This is a genomic window from Treponema sp. JC4, from assembly GCF_000260795.1.
Classification (GTDB): Bacteria; Spirochaetota; Spirochaetia; order Treponematales; family Treponemataceae; genus Treponema_D.
Window position 1 is genome coordinate 16,201 of record NZ_AJGU01000006.1, and the last position, 16,470, is coordinate 32,670.

11 protein-coding genes are annotated in these 16,470 nt (G+C 39.9%); 6 read left to right on the forward strand and 5 right to left on the reverse strand.

Annotated elements, in window-relative coordinates:
- Positions 1-147: 147 nt before the first annotated feature.
- A complete protein-coding gene (locus MSI_RS04580; RefSeq protein ID WP_009104184.1) occupies positions 148-1,116 on the forward strand; it encodes a carbohydrate kinase in 969 nt (322 codons plus the stop codon).
- Positions 1,117-1,397: 281 nt separating this feature from the next.
- Here the strand turns inward: MSI_RS04580 and MSI_RS04585 are convergent, their stop codons facing one another.
- The 4 genes from MSI_RS04585 to MSI_RS04600 all read right to left on the reverse strand — a co-directional run bounded on the left by MSI_RS04585 (position 1,398) and on the right by MSI_RS04600 (position 6,364).
- A complete protein-coding gene (locus MSI_RS04585; protein WP_009104187.1) occupies positions 1,398-2,324 on the reverse strand; it encodes an ABC transporter permease in 927 nt (308 codons plus the stop codon).
- A 10-nt stretch (positions 2,325-2,334) separates the two neighbouring features.
- Positions 2,335-3,462, reverse strand: coding sequence for an ABC transporter permease (locus tag MSI_RS04590; protein WP_009104189.1), 1,128 nt, complete (start codon positions 3,460-3,462; stop codon positions 2,335-2,337).
- A 1-nt stretch (position 3,463) separates the two neighbouring features.
- Positions 3,464-5,011 (reverse strand): ABC transporter ATP-binding protein, encoded by a 1,548-nt coding sequence (locus MSI_RS04595; RefSeq protein ID WP_009104191.1) that lies wholly within the window; start codon positions 5,009-5,011, stop codon positions 3,464-3,466.
- A gap of 237 nt (positions 5,012-5,248) precedes the next feature.
- A complete protein-coding gene (locus MSI_RS04600) occupies positions 5,249-6,364 on the reverse strand; it encodes a BMP family protein (RefSeq protein ID WP_009104192.1) in 1,116 nt (371 codons plus the stop codon).
- Between the two features lie 222 nt (positions 6,365-6,586).
- Between MSI_RS04600 and ribD the strand changes: the two genes are divergently transcribed.
- Positions 6,587-7,705, forward strand: a complete 1,119-nt coding sequence (ribD, locus tag MSI_RS04605) for a bifunctional diaminohydroxyphosphoribosylaminopyrimidine deaminase/5-amino-6-(5-phosphoribosylamino)uracil reductase RibD (RefSeq protein WP_009104195.1) — start codon at positions 6,587-6,589, stop codon at positions 7,703-7,705.
- A 4-nt stretch (positions 7,706-7,709) separates the two neighbouring features.
- Here ribD and MSI_RS04610 read toward each other — a convergent pair whose 3' ends face one another.
- Complete coding sequence (locus tag MSI_RS04610; protein WP_009104197.1) at positions 7,710-9,284, reverse strand: lipase class 3; 1,575 nt, start codon at positions 9,282-9,284, stop codon at positions 7,710-7,712.
- A 187-nt stretch (positions 9,285-9,471) separates the two neighbouring features.
- Here MSI_RS04610 and MSI_RS04615 point away from each other — a divergent pair, with 187 nt between their 5' ends.
- The 4 genes from MSI_RS04615 (at position 9,472) to MSI_RS04630 (ending at position 16,454) form a co-directional block, all read left to right on the forward strand.
- Positions 9,472-11,340: a S41 family peptidase gene (locus MSI_RS04615; protein ID WP_009104199.1), complete on the forward strand. Its 1,869-nt coding sequence runs from the start codon at positions 9,472-9,474 to the stop codon at positions 11,338-11,340.
- A gap of 78 nt (positions 11,341-11,418) precedes the next feature.
- The gene (locus MSI_RS04620; protein ID WP_009104201.1) at positions 11,419-13,320 is read left to right on the forward strand and encodes a S41 family peptidase; all 1,902 of its coding nucleotides are present in this window, start codon (positions 11,419-11,421) and stop codon (positions 13,318-13,320) included.
- A 62-nt stretch (positions 13,321-13,382) separates the two neighbouring features.
- Entirely contained in the window at positions 13,383-14,510 is a 1,128-nt protein-coding gene (locus MSI_RS04625; RefSeq protein WP_009104203.1) for a hypothetical protein, read from the forward strand.
- A 27-nt stretch (positions 14,511-14,537) separates the two neighbouring features.
- Positions 14,538-16,454 (forward strand): S41 family peptidase, encoded by a 1,917-nt coding sequence (locus MSI_RS04630; RefSeq protein ID WP_009104204.1) that lies wholly within the window; start codon positions 14,538-14,540, stop codon positions 16,452-16,454.
- The last annotated feature ends 16 nt before the right edge of the window (positions 16,455-16,470 follow it).

Genomic DNA, 16,470 nt, shown 5'->3' on the forward strand with positions numbered 1-16,470 from the left:
AACACTCTGTTGTGCGGCCGCTTTAGCGGCCATGTATATAGTTCCAAGGCACAACAGCGTGTAGCGCGATATCGCGCGGTTTTGAAAATCCTTCTTCGACTGGGAGCTTTTTGTGGTGTGTAATATATATTTTTGAGGAGATTTTGAATGACTGATGTTGTTGCTTTAGGCGAAATACTTATTGATTTTACTTTTGCCGGCAAATCTGCCGACGGAAAAAATATCTACGAAGAAAATCCAGGCGGAGCGCCTGCCAACTGTGCCTGCGCAGTAGCTAAGCTGGGCGGAAAGGCAGCATTCGTAGGAATGACTGGCTGCGATTCCTTCGGCGAAGACTTGCGTGCAACTCTTGCTGGGCTGAACGTTGATGTTAGCGGAATGCGCACAACAGAAAAGCAGCACACAACTCTGGCTTTTGTATCGCTTGATGCAAACGGCGAGCGTCATTTTTCTTTCTGCAGAAATCCTGGTGCTGATACCCAGCTGACTGAGGCTGATTTGGACATGGAGCTTTTGAAAAGCACAAAAATCCTGCACGTGGGGTCGCTTTCCCTTACAGACCAGCCTGCAAAATCAACTACTTTAAAGGCAATCGACCTTGTGAAAAAGGCCGGCGGAATCATTTCCTATGACCCTAACTGGCGTGCAAATCTCTGGAAGGGTCGCAGTGATGCAAGGGACGAGCTCAAAAGCCTTTTCAAATATGCAGATATCGTAAAAGTTTCTGATGAGGAACTTGCCCTTTTGTTTGGTGACGTAACTTGCGAAGAAGGTGCTGCAAAAATCCATGCTGAAGGCGTAAAACTGATAATGATTACGCTTGGCTCAAAAGGTGTATATTATTCTGCAAAGACAGAAACTTGCACTGCAAGTGGCACAATCAGTGTTCCAAAGGTAAAGGTTGCCGATACAACCGGTGCCGGCGACAGCTTCAACGGAGGCCTCCTCTTCCGTCTTACCCGCCGCGAAAAACCGCTCAGCTTTACCGCTGAAGAATTAGTTCAGGACATAAACTTTGCAAACTCTGTAGCTTCCCTCTGTGTTACAAAACGCGGTGCTATTCCGGCTCTGCCAACGCTGGAAGAAACTGAAAACTTTGTAAAAGCAAACTACTAGAATACGTGCGACTGTAACTTAGCATAAAAAAAGGGCTGCCCGACGATAACCGGACAGCCCTTTCTTTATACAAAAAGTGTGCTTTTAACGTGTTCCTTTATTGCGTGCGGTCGTAATCTGACTTACAAATGTCAGTTTTTTGAACCGCAATGTCACAGTTTTTACTTCGTAAAAACTGTGCAATTATCGTGTACCCTTATTGCGTGCGGTTGTAACTTAGCATAAAAATGGCAGCTGAATTAACCGCACTCACACACTTTTTGTACACAAAAAGTGTGCTTTTAACGTGTTCCTTTGTCGTATGGGATTCCTTCTGCCTTAGGAGCGCGGGAATTCTGTGAGGTAAAGGCAAGTACGATAAGCGAAATGATGTATGGAAGCATCTTATAAACGTCGCCTGGTACAAGGTGGATTAAGAAGTCGAAGGCTGAGTAAGTGTCGGCAATGGCACGGAAGGCACCAAAGAGCAGGGCACTGGCAGCAATCTTAAGCGGATTCCACTGACCAAAAATCATTACGGCAAGGGCAAGGAAGCCTGCACCGGCAACACCGTACATAAAATCCCACTGGCTGTTTGCAGCAGAAATGTAGATGATTCCGCCAACACCGCCACACAAACCGGAAATCAAAACTCCGGAATAGCGCATTTTGAAAACGTTGATACCAACGCTGGCAGCTGCCTGAGGATGTTCACCACAAGCCATAAGGCGAAGACCAAAGCGGGTTTTGAACAAAACAACATATCCAACTGCAATCAAAATCAAAGTCAAAATCATATAGATGTTGAAATCACCAAGAAGGAAAACCTTGCGGTTCTGAATGTAATCAAGAATTGCCGAAGGGTTCTGACCTGCTGAGCGCGCATTATTAAAAGATTTTACAATTACAACCGAAGCCGCAGTTGCCAGCATGTTCATTGCAGTTCCTACAAGAGTCTGGTCAGCCTTAAAGTTGATGGCAGCCACCGCAAGGAAAAGCGAATAAAGCATACCAAAAACAATACTGGTCAGAATCGTAAGTAAAATAATGCAGATAGCTGGAGTTCCTGCTGGCAGTGAATACAAAATAAAGGCACCGCCCAGCGCACCCATAACCATAGTTCCTTCAAGACCCAGGTTGATAACACCACTGCGTTCACTGAACATTCCGCCGAAGGCTACGAAAATCAAAACTGATGCGTAAATTAAAGTATATTGAATAAGTAACATAATCTTCCCCTTATCTTAACTTTTTAAGCTCGGCTGAATTTTTATCAAGATGCTTTGCAATAAATGTTTTAAGCAGGAACATGAATGCACAGCAGTAAATGATAATAGAAGAAATCAAATCAGCAATCTGAGGGTTGAAGTATTTAGTATCAATAAAGCTTCCGCCCTGAGTAATATGCTGAATAAAGAAACCGGCAAAAATAACACCAATAGGATTAAGTGCTCCAAGGAAGGCAACCGCAATTCCGTTAAAGCCCATTCCAGGAACTACAGAACTTGTCTTCCATGGCTGAATGTCTGTCAGATAGTAAAGAGATGCTCCAAGACCTGCAATTGCACCAGAAATAATCATAGTAAGGATGATATTCTGCTTATCCTTCATACCGGCATATTTTGCGGCATGCTTGTTCAAACCTGTAGCACGAAGCTCGTAACCAAGAACTGTTTTAGTAAGAACAATGTAAATTACAACTGCAACAATAATTGTAATAGGGATAGCGATGGAAACATATTCATTATCATGGAAGAATTTTCCAAGACCGCAGGTTGGCAAGAGTGAACGAGGAGAAGTTGCCGCAATAGAGAAAGTTTCAGATTTTCCAACGTTCATAACGTTTTCATTCTGCATAAGGATGTTTACAAGATAGAGTCCAATCCAGTTCAGCATGATTCCGGCGATAACTTCGTTTACGTTACAAAGCGCTTTCAAAAGTCCTGCAAGTGCCGCCCAGGCAGCAGCTGCTACAACTGCAAGAATAATGCAGAGAATCCAAGGAAGATGCCAGTAAAGTGCCGACCAGAGGGTAATTCCAATTCCCACACAATATTGACCTGCAATTCCAATGTTGAAAAGACCAGATTTATAGGCAAAGAGAACGCCAATTCCGCACAAAATAAGAGGAACGGCCTTTACAAGTGTCTGACCCAGGTAATACCAGCGTTTTCCAACGTTGCGGTAATACATAAAGTTTTTAAGGATAACGCTGATTGCTTTAGGCGCGTGTTCAGCGTTGATAATCAAAAGGATGATAAATCCGACTAAAATTCCCAGAACGGCACACAAAACAGCCGAAAGAATTGAATGAAAAGAGCCGGATGCCAAAATTGATTTGAATTTATTTGATTTTGAATCTGCCATTTTAAGCCTCCACCTTGTTCTGACGTTTTGCACCGGCCATATAAAGACCAAGTTCCTCAGGTGTAGTTTCCTTAGGATTGAGTTCGCCGACAATTTCGCCTTCATACATTACAAGAATGCGGTCGCTCAGGTTCAAAACTTCTTCAAGTTCATAAGAAACCAGAAGAACTGCCTTTCCGGCATCACGGTCAGCAATAATTGCTTTATGAAGGAATTCAATAGCGCCGACATCAAGACCGCGGGTTGGTTGAACTGCAATCAAAAGCTTGTGGTCGTGCGAAAGCTCGCGGGCAATAACTGCCTTCTGCTGGTTACCGCCAGACATTGCGCGGGCCGGAGTTTTGCAGCCCTGACCGCTTCGTACGTCGTATTTATCAATTAATTCCTGAGAGTAAGCAGTAACTTCCTTTGTTTTAATAAACTGATGCTTCTGGAAATCAGGTTCCCAGTAACGCTGAAGCACCATATTCTGTTCAAGGGTGTAGTCGAGCACGAGTCCATGCTTATGACGGTCTTCCGGAACGTGGCTTATACCAGCCTTTGATTTTTCACGGATAGATTTTTTTGAAACATCCACGTCATCAAGAAGGATTTTTGTTTCAGGGTTATGAACGAAATTTTCAAGACCTGTAATTCCCTGAATGAATTCCGACTGACCGTTTCCATCGATTCCAGCAATGCAGACAATTTCGCCTGCGTGAACCTTAAGGCTTACGTCGTTTACGGCAAGTTTTTTGTGAAGCTTGCTGGCAACACTCAAATGCTGAATATCAAGAATAGTTTTTCCAGGATTTGCAGGAGCTTTATCAACTGTGAACTGAACATCGCGTCCAACCATCATGCGGCTGAGCTCTTCCTTATTTGTGTTTGCGATATCAACAGTTCCGATATAGCGGCCTTTACACAAAACTGAACAGCGGTCAGAAACTTCCATGATTTCGTTAAGCTTGTGAGTAATAAAGAGGATTGATTTTCCTTCCGCAGCCAGATTTTTCATAATCTGCATGAGCTCTTTGATTTCCTGAGGAGTAAGAACGGCAGTAGGCTCATCAAAAATCAGGATTTCATTATCGCGGTAAAGCATTTTCAAAATCTCTACACGCTGCTGCATTCCAACTGTAATGTCTTCGATTTTTGCGTCCGGATCAACGGCAAGACCATAGCGCTGACTAAGGTTGATGATTTTTTCGCGGACAGATTTGCGGTCAATAAAGCCGTATTTGCAGGTTTCACTTCCCAGAATGATGTTATCAAGAACAGTAAAAACTTCTACAAGCTTAAAGTGCTGATGCACCATTCCAATTCCAAGGGCAGTTGCATCATTCGGATTTCGGATATCAACTTTTTGACCATTCTTACGGATTTCGCCTTCTTCCGGCTGGTAAAGACCGAACAAAACGCTCATAAGAGTAGATTTTCCGGCACCGTTTTCGCCTAGAAGGGCATGGATTTCACCTTTTTTTAACTGCAGGGTGATATTGTCGTTTGCAATAATTCCAGGGAAACGCTTGGTTATGTTAAGCATTTCTATAATATAATTTTCGTTCATAAATTACATTATAAACTAAAATTACAGAAAAATCATTTAAAATAAAAAAAGGTGAATCCCCATACAGAAATTCACCTTCCAAAAAAGTTTGACTCCCAGTCGTGTAGCATTGTACGAAACCGCGCGATATCGCGCTACATGCTGTTTGTGGTAAAGAAACTATAAGATGCCGCTTTGCGGCGCCACAAACAGAATGTTTTCGTCCAACGCTCCACTCCTTCGCGTCAAACTTTTAGATTATTTAATGTTCTGATAATAATTAACCTTTACGCTAGTCTCAGGTGCCTTGTCGATAGCATTTGAAACTGCTGTTTTCTTTGAGTAAACATCGCTTACGAGCTTTTTGTAGTCATTCTGAGAGAAGTTCTTCATTGACCATGTGTCGAGTGGAAGACCTACGAAGTTTACGTTCAAGTTAGTTCCAGAAACCAATCCGAGAGAAGAAACTTTACCAGCATAGTTATTCCAGTTTCCTTCCTGAATTGAAGCAAGAACTGCATCGATTGTAGCACCAAGACCTTTCATAGCAGATGTTACACACATACCAGCACCGTAGTTGTTGATAAGAGCAGTCTGGTCAGTATCAACACCAATTACTTTTCCACCAACTTTTGCAGCAGCTTCACAAGCAGATGTCCAGATACCACCACCACAAGCGAATACAACTTCTACACCGCGGTTCTTGTACCAACCGTCCATAGTAGCTGTGATTGTCTGATCACCGTAGAACTGACCACCGTAAACATATTCAACAGTAACTTTGTCAGTAATCTTGAGTTCTTCAGCAGCCTTGTTAGCACCCTGAACGAAACCATAACCAAAGCGAACTACAGCAGGAACAGCCATACCGCCCAAGAAACCAAGGTGACGATATCCTTCTTTTACAGCAGCGTAACCAGCGAAGAAACCAGGAAGTTCCTCAGCATAAACTGCACAGAAAACGTTAGAAGGAACAGCCTGACCACCAAGGTCACCTTCACTAATATCAAGACCGATGAATTTAGCATCATCATAGTCTTTAGCAACTTTTACGATAGCTTCACCAAAAAGGAATCCAGGAAGAACGATTACATTGTATCCGTCCTGATAAGCTGCGTCGATTGAAGCAACGCGGTCAGCTGTTGAATCTCCAGCTGGCTTGTAGTACTGGAAGTCCAATCCGTTAGCATCAGCATAGTCTTTACATGCCTGATAAGTTGTCTGGTTGAAAGACTGGTCTGTGATGTCTCCAGAGTCAGTTACCATTGCGATGCGAACGCTAGATTTAGCCTTCTTTGCTTTTTTTGCTTTAGCTGCAAATGTAGATGAGCAAACCATTGCCACCATAAGAGCTGCAAGAATAATCTTTTTCATTTTTTACATTTCCTCCAAATGAAATTTCTCTAATTATAAAGCATAAGAGCCATACTATCAATAATTATTCGGGCGGTCCGGCTTCGCCGTCAGGCTTTCCGCTGTTCCGCTATCGCTTCATTCGACGCAAGCCTTGCTTGCTTACGAACGCCTTCGGCGCAGCTCCAATCCTTACCGCGGGTTTAAATTGATAGTATTTGTTACATCTGCTAATATGCAGTCATGGCAGAAAACGAAACTTACATGCGTCGTGCAATTGAATTGGCTTGGAAGGGTTCAGGCTGGACTAATCCTAACCCCTTAGTAGGTGCCGTAATTGTAAAAGACGGTAAAATAATCGGGGAAGGCTTTCATCATAAATACGGGGAACTTCACGCTGAGCGCGAAGCCCTTAAAGACTGCCTTGCGCGTGGAAACGACCCTGCAGGTGCTGAAATTTTTGTTACCCTTGAACCCTGCTGTCATTTTGGAAAGCAGCCGCCATGCTGTCAGGCTCTTGCAGAAGTCGGTATTAAAAGAGTTTTTGTTGGAAGCCGAGATCCAAATCCTCTTGTACACGGACAAGGAAACTCTTTTTTACGCGAAAAAGGCATAGAAGTTATAGAAGATTTTTTACGCCAGGAATGTGATGCCTTAAATCCCATTTTCTTCCATTATATTACGACAAAAAGACCTTATGTTGCCTTAAAATACGCCATGACAGCCGACGGAAAAATTGCCACAAAAACCGGCGCTTCAAAATGGATTACAGGAGAAGCAGCACGAGCTTATGTTCACCAGCTTCGTAACCGCTATGCCGCAATTTTGTGCGGAATTGGAACTGTACTTGCTGATAACCCTATGCTGAATTGCAGAATGACAGGCGGAAACAATCCTCTGCGTGTAATCTGCGATTCAAAACTGCGGATTCCGCTGGACTGCCAGCTTGTAAAAACAGCAAAAGAAATCCCGACAATTGTAGCCTGTGCAGAAGGTCTGGAGGCTTCTGAAGGGGTAGCGCAGAAAATCTCAGCGCTAAAAACTGCCGGTTTAGAAATATTACAACTACCTCTTACATCAGAAGGTAGTCTTGATTTGACAGCCCTTATGCAAATCCTTGGTCAGCTAAAAATCGACAGCGTACTTATAGAAGGCGGTGGAGAAATCAATTATTCAGCCCTAAAAGCGGGAATTGTTAATAAAATTTATGCTTTTATAGCGCCAAAACTCTTTGGCGGCGGAAGTGCGGCAAAATCCCCCGTTTCAGGCGAAGGAATTGCCGCCGTAGAAGAAGCCTTCCTCTTCAAACTGACCAAAATCCGCCAGTTTGAAGAAGATTTGCTGATTGAATATGAAAAGTAATTGTTTATGATTCTGGAAATGATTTTAGAAGAGTAATAAGAGTAACCTCAGGATAGTGCATTTTTATGATACGCTGGAAGTCTGTATTTCCACCAATCATCATTGGAACAACATATTGCATAACAATCGTTGAAAGAGTAGCTGTTGTAGATAATGGATTTGCAGATTTATACAATACAGCTAAATGTTCTTTAAGAACACTTTCACTTTCAACAGTGATACCAGACTTTGTCAGTAATTCAGTTATGTAATTACAAAAATCAGTTTCAGAAGACAATTTACCCATTAAGGTAAATACATTGTTTTTGATTTCACTTATAAAGGTTGAAAATTTATCACTATTATTCATATAAAGGTTAACAAAATACTGAACTGTAGACTGTGCTGTATCTACAAATTCTGCGCGAGTTTTGAATGATGCGCCGTCACCTGTGGCATTTAAGAGTAAGTCCATAAAGAATTCAATACACTCTTTTTCGGTTGTATATTTATTACCAGGAAAATCATGCGCCTCTTTTTTTTCTCCGCTAGTATATACATAGTAGTTATGCGCACAGAAATCTGGAAGATTAATTTCGCTGCTAAAAGTCTTTAACCATTCATCAACAACTGATGTGTAAGAAAGCTTATACTTGGTATAATCGCTAGTTGAAGATTGTGCATCTTTGTGTTCTGTATATTGACTCTTGTTACTTTCAAACAAAACTTTATCGGTTCCACAGCGGAATAAGCCGTATGCTTCTGGTGCAACATAGGTAACCAGATCTGCATTAGAAATATGGTTGAAAACATTTTCATATTCTCTTGCATGTGTTTTTATCAAAGAACGAGGGGTTGCAAAGGTGTAGGTAAAAACTTTTGATTTATCAATATTTAATTGTGCATAGGTTGTATCTGTATCAAGACCTGTAATAATATAATAAGAAAGAATATCAGCTACTGCTGCAGAACGAGAGTACCCCGTAATCCAAAGCTTAAGTTTTTTATCTGCATATTCGGTAGAAAAATTTTTTTCTATGTATGATTTTAAGCCAGTATAAACTAATTTTGCTGCATTAGAAAAACCGTGATGGTCTCCTTCTTTACCTATATTAAAATTGCTTGTCCATTCACTAGAATAATTTACGCCTCGAATAGCAACTGCAATAATACCGTTGTTATCATATGGATCTATCATGTGGGCTAAACCGTAGGAAATAGAATCTGGATTATCTTTATCATCGTAACCGCCAGATGCTCCATTGTAAGCTTCAAACGTTTTAAAGCCAAAAGCCACAAAGAAGTCTTGTAAAGTTTTTTCCTCTTCTGCCGCAACAGTCATACAGAGACTTGATATTGCAAGTGTTTCATCATATTTTGTTGCATCTCCAAAAATGCTGGAGTAGAGTTCGGCATCTACTGTAATGTCGCCTCCATCCGGATCTGCCTTTGAAGGGAAAACTACGTTCGTACTTGCGGTTGGTTCTTCTTTTTTTGAAGAATCTTCATTGTTCATAGAGCAGGAGGTAAAATAAACAGTAAGGAGAATTAAAAGTACAGAGATAATGCCTGCTAAAAAAAGTTTAAAGTTTTTTTTCATAGGAATCTCCAGAAAAATAAATATTTGTTGTAATTATTATAACCCGAGAATTTTTTACGTCAAATTTTATATCTGGAATTTAAATAAAAGTTTCTTCATCTGATACAGCTATAAATTATTTGACTTTATAAAAACTGCCCCTTACTATTGATATAACAATATTTTATCTAATAATAAGAGGGTTCTTATGAAAAAAATTTATTATCTTGTGGTGGCTGCCTTTTTTTGTGCTTTTATTACTGCATGTCACTATGATGGCGATACTATTATTAATAAGGTAGAAGAGCAGACACCTACCTTTGATGTTGTTATCGAAACACTTATCCCAAAAGAAAATGTTGAAATAGTAGGTGTAGGCGAAAAAGTAACTTTGTACTTCAGAGAGGGAAAAGAGGACATACCTTATGTATGTATGACTAATGAATCTATAGGGGCTTATCTTAATAACGGTTATACTATTTCTGATGTTAATGCAGATACAAAGCAGGTAGCAATAACTAATACTGCGAGGGGAAATACAAAAGCAATATTTGATTTAACAAAGCATACTCTTGCTTTTGAAAATTATGATCAGTTTTTCCAGAAACCAGATAGTGTTTATATGGATCCTGCAGCTGTTGCAAACGCTGAAGATGCTGAAGGAGGACCAAGTTATCTTAGAATAAATCAGGAAAGAACTTCATATATTGCCGGTCAGCCGGTTGCCCTTGGCTGGTACACACAGGATGTTGGTGTCATTCTTTCTAAAAACTCAGACGGCACTTATAATCTTGCTATTCCACTTCAAATGCTCAACGATATATTCCTGTCTCCTTCTTTGTATCATTTTGTTTACAACGGAGTAAAGCTCTATCCGTCAGCATATATTAACCCGACATCTGATTATTACACCACTTCTATATATGCGGGCGAGTCTAGAAGTGCGGCTATGGCAGAACTTTGCTATAACGAGCTTTGTATGAATCTTGATTTTAACTACGGACTTAAAGCAATTCACGGTATAGACAAATTCCCGGATTTTGACTCTTATTTTGTCAGTGCTGGCATTAAGAAAAAATTGATGAGTACAGACACTAAAACATTTGCAAATGCCTTGAAAGATGTATGCGAATTCTATTTTGGTGACGGTCATTCAAATTATATGTTTAACTCTCCATATTTAGGAACTGAATATAGGCCGACAGGATATCATAAATCCCCTATAGGAGAAAAATTCAAAGAGAACGGAATAAAATATGCAAATGCACGCCAGCCTGTAGCAACCGGTGATATTTCTGGTTATACAGTTTCTGAAGATGGTAAAACCGCAATTGTTCGTTTTGATGAATTTACGAATAATAGTAATGCTAAAACAAAGGCTTCAAAAAAAAGCTTGGGGAATGAACTTATCAGTTTATTAAACAAATATGTAACATATGAAGATGAAAAGAGAACTAAACATAAATATGAAAACATATATGACACAGTTTCCTTTATTTATGCTGTAAACGAACAAGTACAGGCAGATCCAAATATAGAAAACATCGTTCTTGATTTGTCAAATAATGGTGGCGGTGCAAACCATTCAGCCTGCTTTGTACTTGCATGGATGCTTGGCAAATGTGATTTTGATTTTACAAATCCTATTACCGGCGCTAAATGGTCGATTGGTTATGAAGCTGATGTTAATATGAATGGAACTTTTGATGAAGCCGCTGATACAGTTAAAGACAAAAATCTCTTCTGTCTTATTTCGCCATGCAGCTTCTCATGCGGAAACATGGTTCCTGCAATGCTCAAAGCATCTGACCGTGTAACAATTCTTGGTGTAACTTCAAGCGGCGGTTCAAGCTGTGTTCAGCCATCAAGTGCAGCCGACGGTACAATTTTCCGTATGTCCAGCAAATACGTAATGAGCGTCAACAAAAACGGTTCATACTACGACATAGACCGTGGTGTTGATCCTCATTATTACATCAATAATCCGGAAAATTTCTACAATACAGATACTATTTCTGAGCTTGTAAATAATATCAATTCAGGTACACTTGGTGTAAGTACAAGTTCAAATCCTTAGTTAATACTGTAATTATTCTGTCATTGCCGGGTTTGACCCCGGCAATTTTTTCTTAGAAATTATCACCACGGAGGATAAATGAAAAAATCTTTACAAGGAAAACTCTTCTCTGCATTTGCGGCTGCTTTTATTCTGGCAGCTTTTTCTGCCTGTAAGTACGAAGGCGACACTATAAATGTAGTAAAGAATGTCGCTTACGAGGAAAACAAAAATTTTGAATGCATTTCCTTTCCTCTTATCAGCGGAACAGACGACCATGTAGAGGATACAATTTTTGCACGCGTATATGACAAAAATGAGTATCTTCCCTATGCGGGTATCCGTTACTGGCTGGAATATCTCAAGGTTTCAATCGAAAGTATGAGTTATTCTGACGGAGAATACACAATAACAGGAAAAGCCCTGGGAAAAACTTTTCCGCTTGTTGTTAATGTCAAAAACAGTACGATTTACTGTCCGACATGGGCAGGCATTGCAGATCCTAAGCCTGGCCTCTACTTTTATTCGGGAGAACTGATTGAATCAAAGAAAAGCTATGTTGGCCAAAAAGCCGCTACATTTGACCTTGGAAAGTATGGGTTTAAGATTTATGGTGGTATTGATGACGCCTATGTGCCATTTTGTGTGCTGAATCAGCTTTTTACCGGTCCACTCACGAATGTGCAGGCCATTTTCAACGGACAAAAGCTTTATCAGTACACCAAGACTGAAAATTTTACAAGTTTTAAGGACAGTTCCTGGTATGCAGATTTGAACAATCGACCTGCAGCCCTGGTGGAAGCGTCTTACAACCTGCTTTGTTTTGCCCACGACTATCTTTACGGCCGCCCCGGCTACTACGGCTTTGCTGATGACGGAAATGGTTATGCAAAAGTTGAAGAAGTTGCTGCAGCTGACAAGCTTTCCTTTGATGATTTTCTCAATCAGCATGACCCTGATACAAAGAAACTGCTGAAATCATCATCTTACTATGATTACCTTAAGGGGTTGACCAGGCTGACCTATTACACCTACGGAGACCAGCATGCAAGCGTACAATGGAAGGACTTCCTTATGTTTGATAATAGCGAAATCAAAAACGCAGTCAACGACATAATAGCGAACGGTACAAGCGGTAAATGGAAATACGATAGAAAAAAATCTGGCGAAAGTCAAACAAATAGCCTCAACTATTGGCGTAAACAAAAGGGTATTATTGACGACAGCGGCAGAATAAAAAGCGACAAGGTACTTGAGCTTATTGACGGCGGAAAAACTCTGATAATCCGCTTTGACTCTTTTACCCTCTTGGTCGGCGCTTGGCAGGCTTATTATGCTAGCGCTACAGCTAATCCAAATCCAGACAGCGTAACTCTGCCAGATGATACAATCGGTCTCTTTTACAAGGCCTTTTATTATATTTTGAACAAGGATGAATATTCGAATGTTACGACAGTTTTAATCGATGACTCCTGCAACGGTGGCGGTGCCAAGTTAGCAATGCAGTATATTCTTTATCTCATAACAGGAAAAGGTGACTTGTATTACGATGATGTTCACACTGGTACAAAATACCACGAAATCACAAAGGCAGACTTAAACCTTGACGGAAAGGTTGATGACGACGATGAGGCTTACCGCTCAAAGTTTTTTGGAACAAGATCAAGCACATGTCGTGGCTTAAACGTGGCGATTCTTACTTCATTCAACTCTTTCTCTTGCGGAAATGCCCTGCCATACTTTGCAAAAGAAAGGGGAATAAAAATAATCGGCGAACGTTCGGGCGGAGGAAGCTGCACTGTCGGCGCAGGCGTAACGGCGGATGGTTTTCCATACCATTATTCGTGTAACACTCGCTTGTCTGCTCAGGACTTTAGTAAATCTGTCGAAGGCGGTGCAGAAGTTGACATATCTCTTTTAAGCGGAGACAGTTATGAAAAGTTCTTTACCGAAAGCGATTTGATTGCAGCACTAAAAGAGCTTTTTGGCAATGATTATTAAGATATTGCCGGGCTCACACCCGGCAATTTTTCGGTTAACAATATAGGTAAAGGTGGTTTTTTATGAAATTACGACATTTTTTTGCTTTAGGATTTTGTTTTCTGACCTTTGGTTTTTCTAAGCAGCTTTATGCTCAGGATATGGGCGAAGTAGACGAGGCTGTAATAGAGGAAAGCGGCGAGGTGCAGTCAGAAGCTGTTGAAAAGAAGCCTAATATTTTTGTAAGGACTGCTAATATCTTTATGAATCTTCCCTTCGGTTATGACTTGGGTTGTGAACCGACTCTGCACGGAAGCCTTACATATTTCAATCTGAAGTACCGCTGGTCCGATGAAAAGCAGATTTTTTCAAGACTGCTCTTTAATTATGGAACTACGCTGGATGTAAATCATAGTTCTGTAAAGGACCTACCTTCTAAATTTGTTCATAAATATGAAAAAGAGGATAAGGCAGTTGATTTTAAGCTTATTCCCTGGGGAAAGAGCGTATTTTTTCAAAAAGAAAAAACTGCCTTTTTTACAATTGAACCCGGTTTGAATTTCAGAATGGAATTTGAAACAGTACAGGCAACTATAAAAGCTGAAGGAAAGATGCAGGCTTTCGAAAATGTTATTATGCTTTATGATATATATGAAAAAGAAAACAGATATATCATACGTCCATATTATTCTACTTCAATATTTTTGCCTGTAGCAAAGCCAGTTTCTGTTACTTTTGATGTCCTTTATTCTCCTGTGTATTTTTACTGGACTAAAGCAAATGTTCAGTTTGATATTAATTATTATAAAGATATGTATGATAAACATGACCCTTCACCTGACTATAAATACAGTTTTAATACTAAGGATTCGCTTCATAGCCAGGGTATGGCAGAAAACTATATTGATGCAAATTTAATTTTCAGTCTCTTTAATGCCTTTGCTCTTTCCGGAAGATTTATGTATGAGAGAAAGCATACAGATGAATATAATCTGAGCAACGATTTAACCATTGTAAAAGAAAGTTCACAAAATAAATACGATATTTTCAGCCTGAAATTTGGAGGTTCTCTTATTAATATTGGTAAGGCTGATATGAGAATTAAAACAGGTGTTTTTTATCAGTGGGACTGGAAATTTGACAACAACCGCGATAACTGGGAACGTGAAGGCAAGTGGATTTTTGGTGTAGGAATGCGTAATCTCTATTAAGTTTTATATAAACATAGGAGGCCTTTTATGAAAAAAAATTATTCACTGCTAATGGCAGCCTTCTTTTGTCTTTTTGTTACTGCCTGTCAGCAGGCCTCAGATAATATAACTGTCATTTCTGGTGGGGCAAAAGAGGAGACCAGGGATTTTGTTTCACAGGGAATTCCTCTGATAGAAGGTACAGATGATAATGTAACGGATACTATTTACGCCCGCATTTATAATAACGATAAATATCTTCCTTACGTTGGCATAAGATACTGGCTGGAAAAGTGTGAATGTAAAATCAGGGATATTTCCTATTCTGACGGGGAATATACAATTATTGCAGTTGTTCCTGAACTGGATAATAAAACCTTTCCTATGGTAGTTAATATCAAAAACAGTACGATATTCTGTCCTTCATGGATTGGATTCTCTGATCCGGAACCAAGCGTGACTATTGATAACGCTAAAATGCTTAGCATCAAAAAGGTATTTACGGGACAGCAGCCGGTTACTTTCGATTTTGCAAAATATGGCTTTAAGATTTACGGCGGCAGTGATGATGTTTATGCGCCATTTTGTGTATTAAATCAGCTTTTTACCTGTACGATTCAGCATGAACAGTGGCTTTTTAATGGAGAATCAATCTATAAATATACAGGAAGCGAAAATTATAGCAATTTCGGATATTCAGACTGGTACAGCAATTTGAAAGAGCGTCCGCAAAAACTGATTGATTATTCCTATAATCTACTTTGTTTTACACATGATTATCTTTATGGTCAGCCTGGCTATTATGGTTTTGCAGATGACCCCAATAATAAAGGTTATGCAAATCAAGACATAGTTAAAAAGGCAGATTTGCTTTCTTTTGATGAAATGCTAACTCAGTATGATCCTGAAACAAAAAATCTGCTTAAATCAAAAACTTACGAAGATTATATTGAAGGACTTGTAAAATTGACTCTATATACTTACGGAGATCAGCATGCAGCTCCAGGCTCATGGCCCTTTGATGAAAATTCCTTCCTTACATTCGGTGATGAGGATATAGTTTCTGCTGCACAGACTGTATTATTGCTTGGAAGAAGTAGAAAATGGATTTATGACGATAAAAAGAGTGAAGAACGCAGTAGTAAACGAACTGGAAATTTTGAAAAAAATCTTCAGCTTATTGATGGCGGAAAAACATTAATTATCCGTTTTGATCATTTTACTATGGATGTAGTCAAATGGACAGAGTGGTATAAAAATCGTATGGCTGGACTTATAACTGCAACACCGCCAGATCCTGATGATGCGAACTATCCTGTCCCAAAGGATGTAGATCTCTTAAATCCAGATACTATAGGCTTGTTCTACCGGGCATTTTACTATATTCAGCGAGATAAGAAGGATGGTTCGGGTGATTATAAAAATGTAGAAACTATTTTAATCGATGTTTCAAATAATCAAGGCGGCTTGAAGTGCGCTTTACAGTGGCTGCTTGCAATGATTACTGGAAACGGTGATATGTATTATTACGACGCTCATAGTAATACAAATTATCATGAAGTTACGACGGCTGACCTTAATCTTGATGGAAAAATTGATGAAAAGGATAAAGAATATTATCAACTTTTCTTTGATTCAAATCAGTTTAATATCAGGGTTGCCATGCTTTGTTCTTTTGCCTCTTTCTCTTGTGGAAATGCCTTCCCATATTATGCGCAGGAATGCGGCATCCCGATTTTGGGCGAACGTTCTGGTGGCGGCAGTTGTGTTGTAGGTTCTGCAGTTACCGCAGATGGTTTCCCTTTTAGTTTTTCTTGTAACATGCGTTTGAGCGATCATAATTTCTGGGAATCTGTTGAGTTTGGAGCCCGCCCGGACGTTGAAATTACAAATTATGCAGATTTCTATAATGAAGCTAGTCTGATAAAATATTTGAAAGAAGCATTTTCGGAAAGCTCTAACTAAGGTAACGGTTTTATAT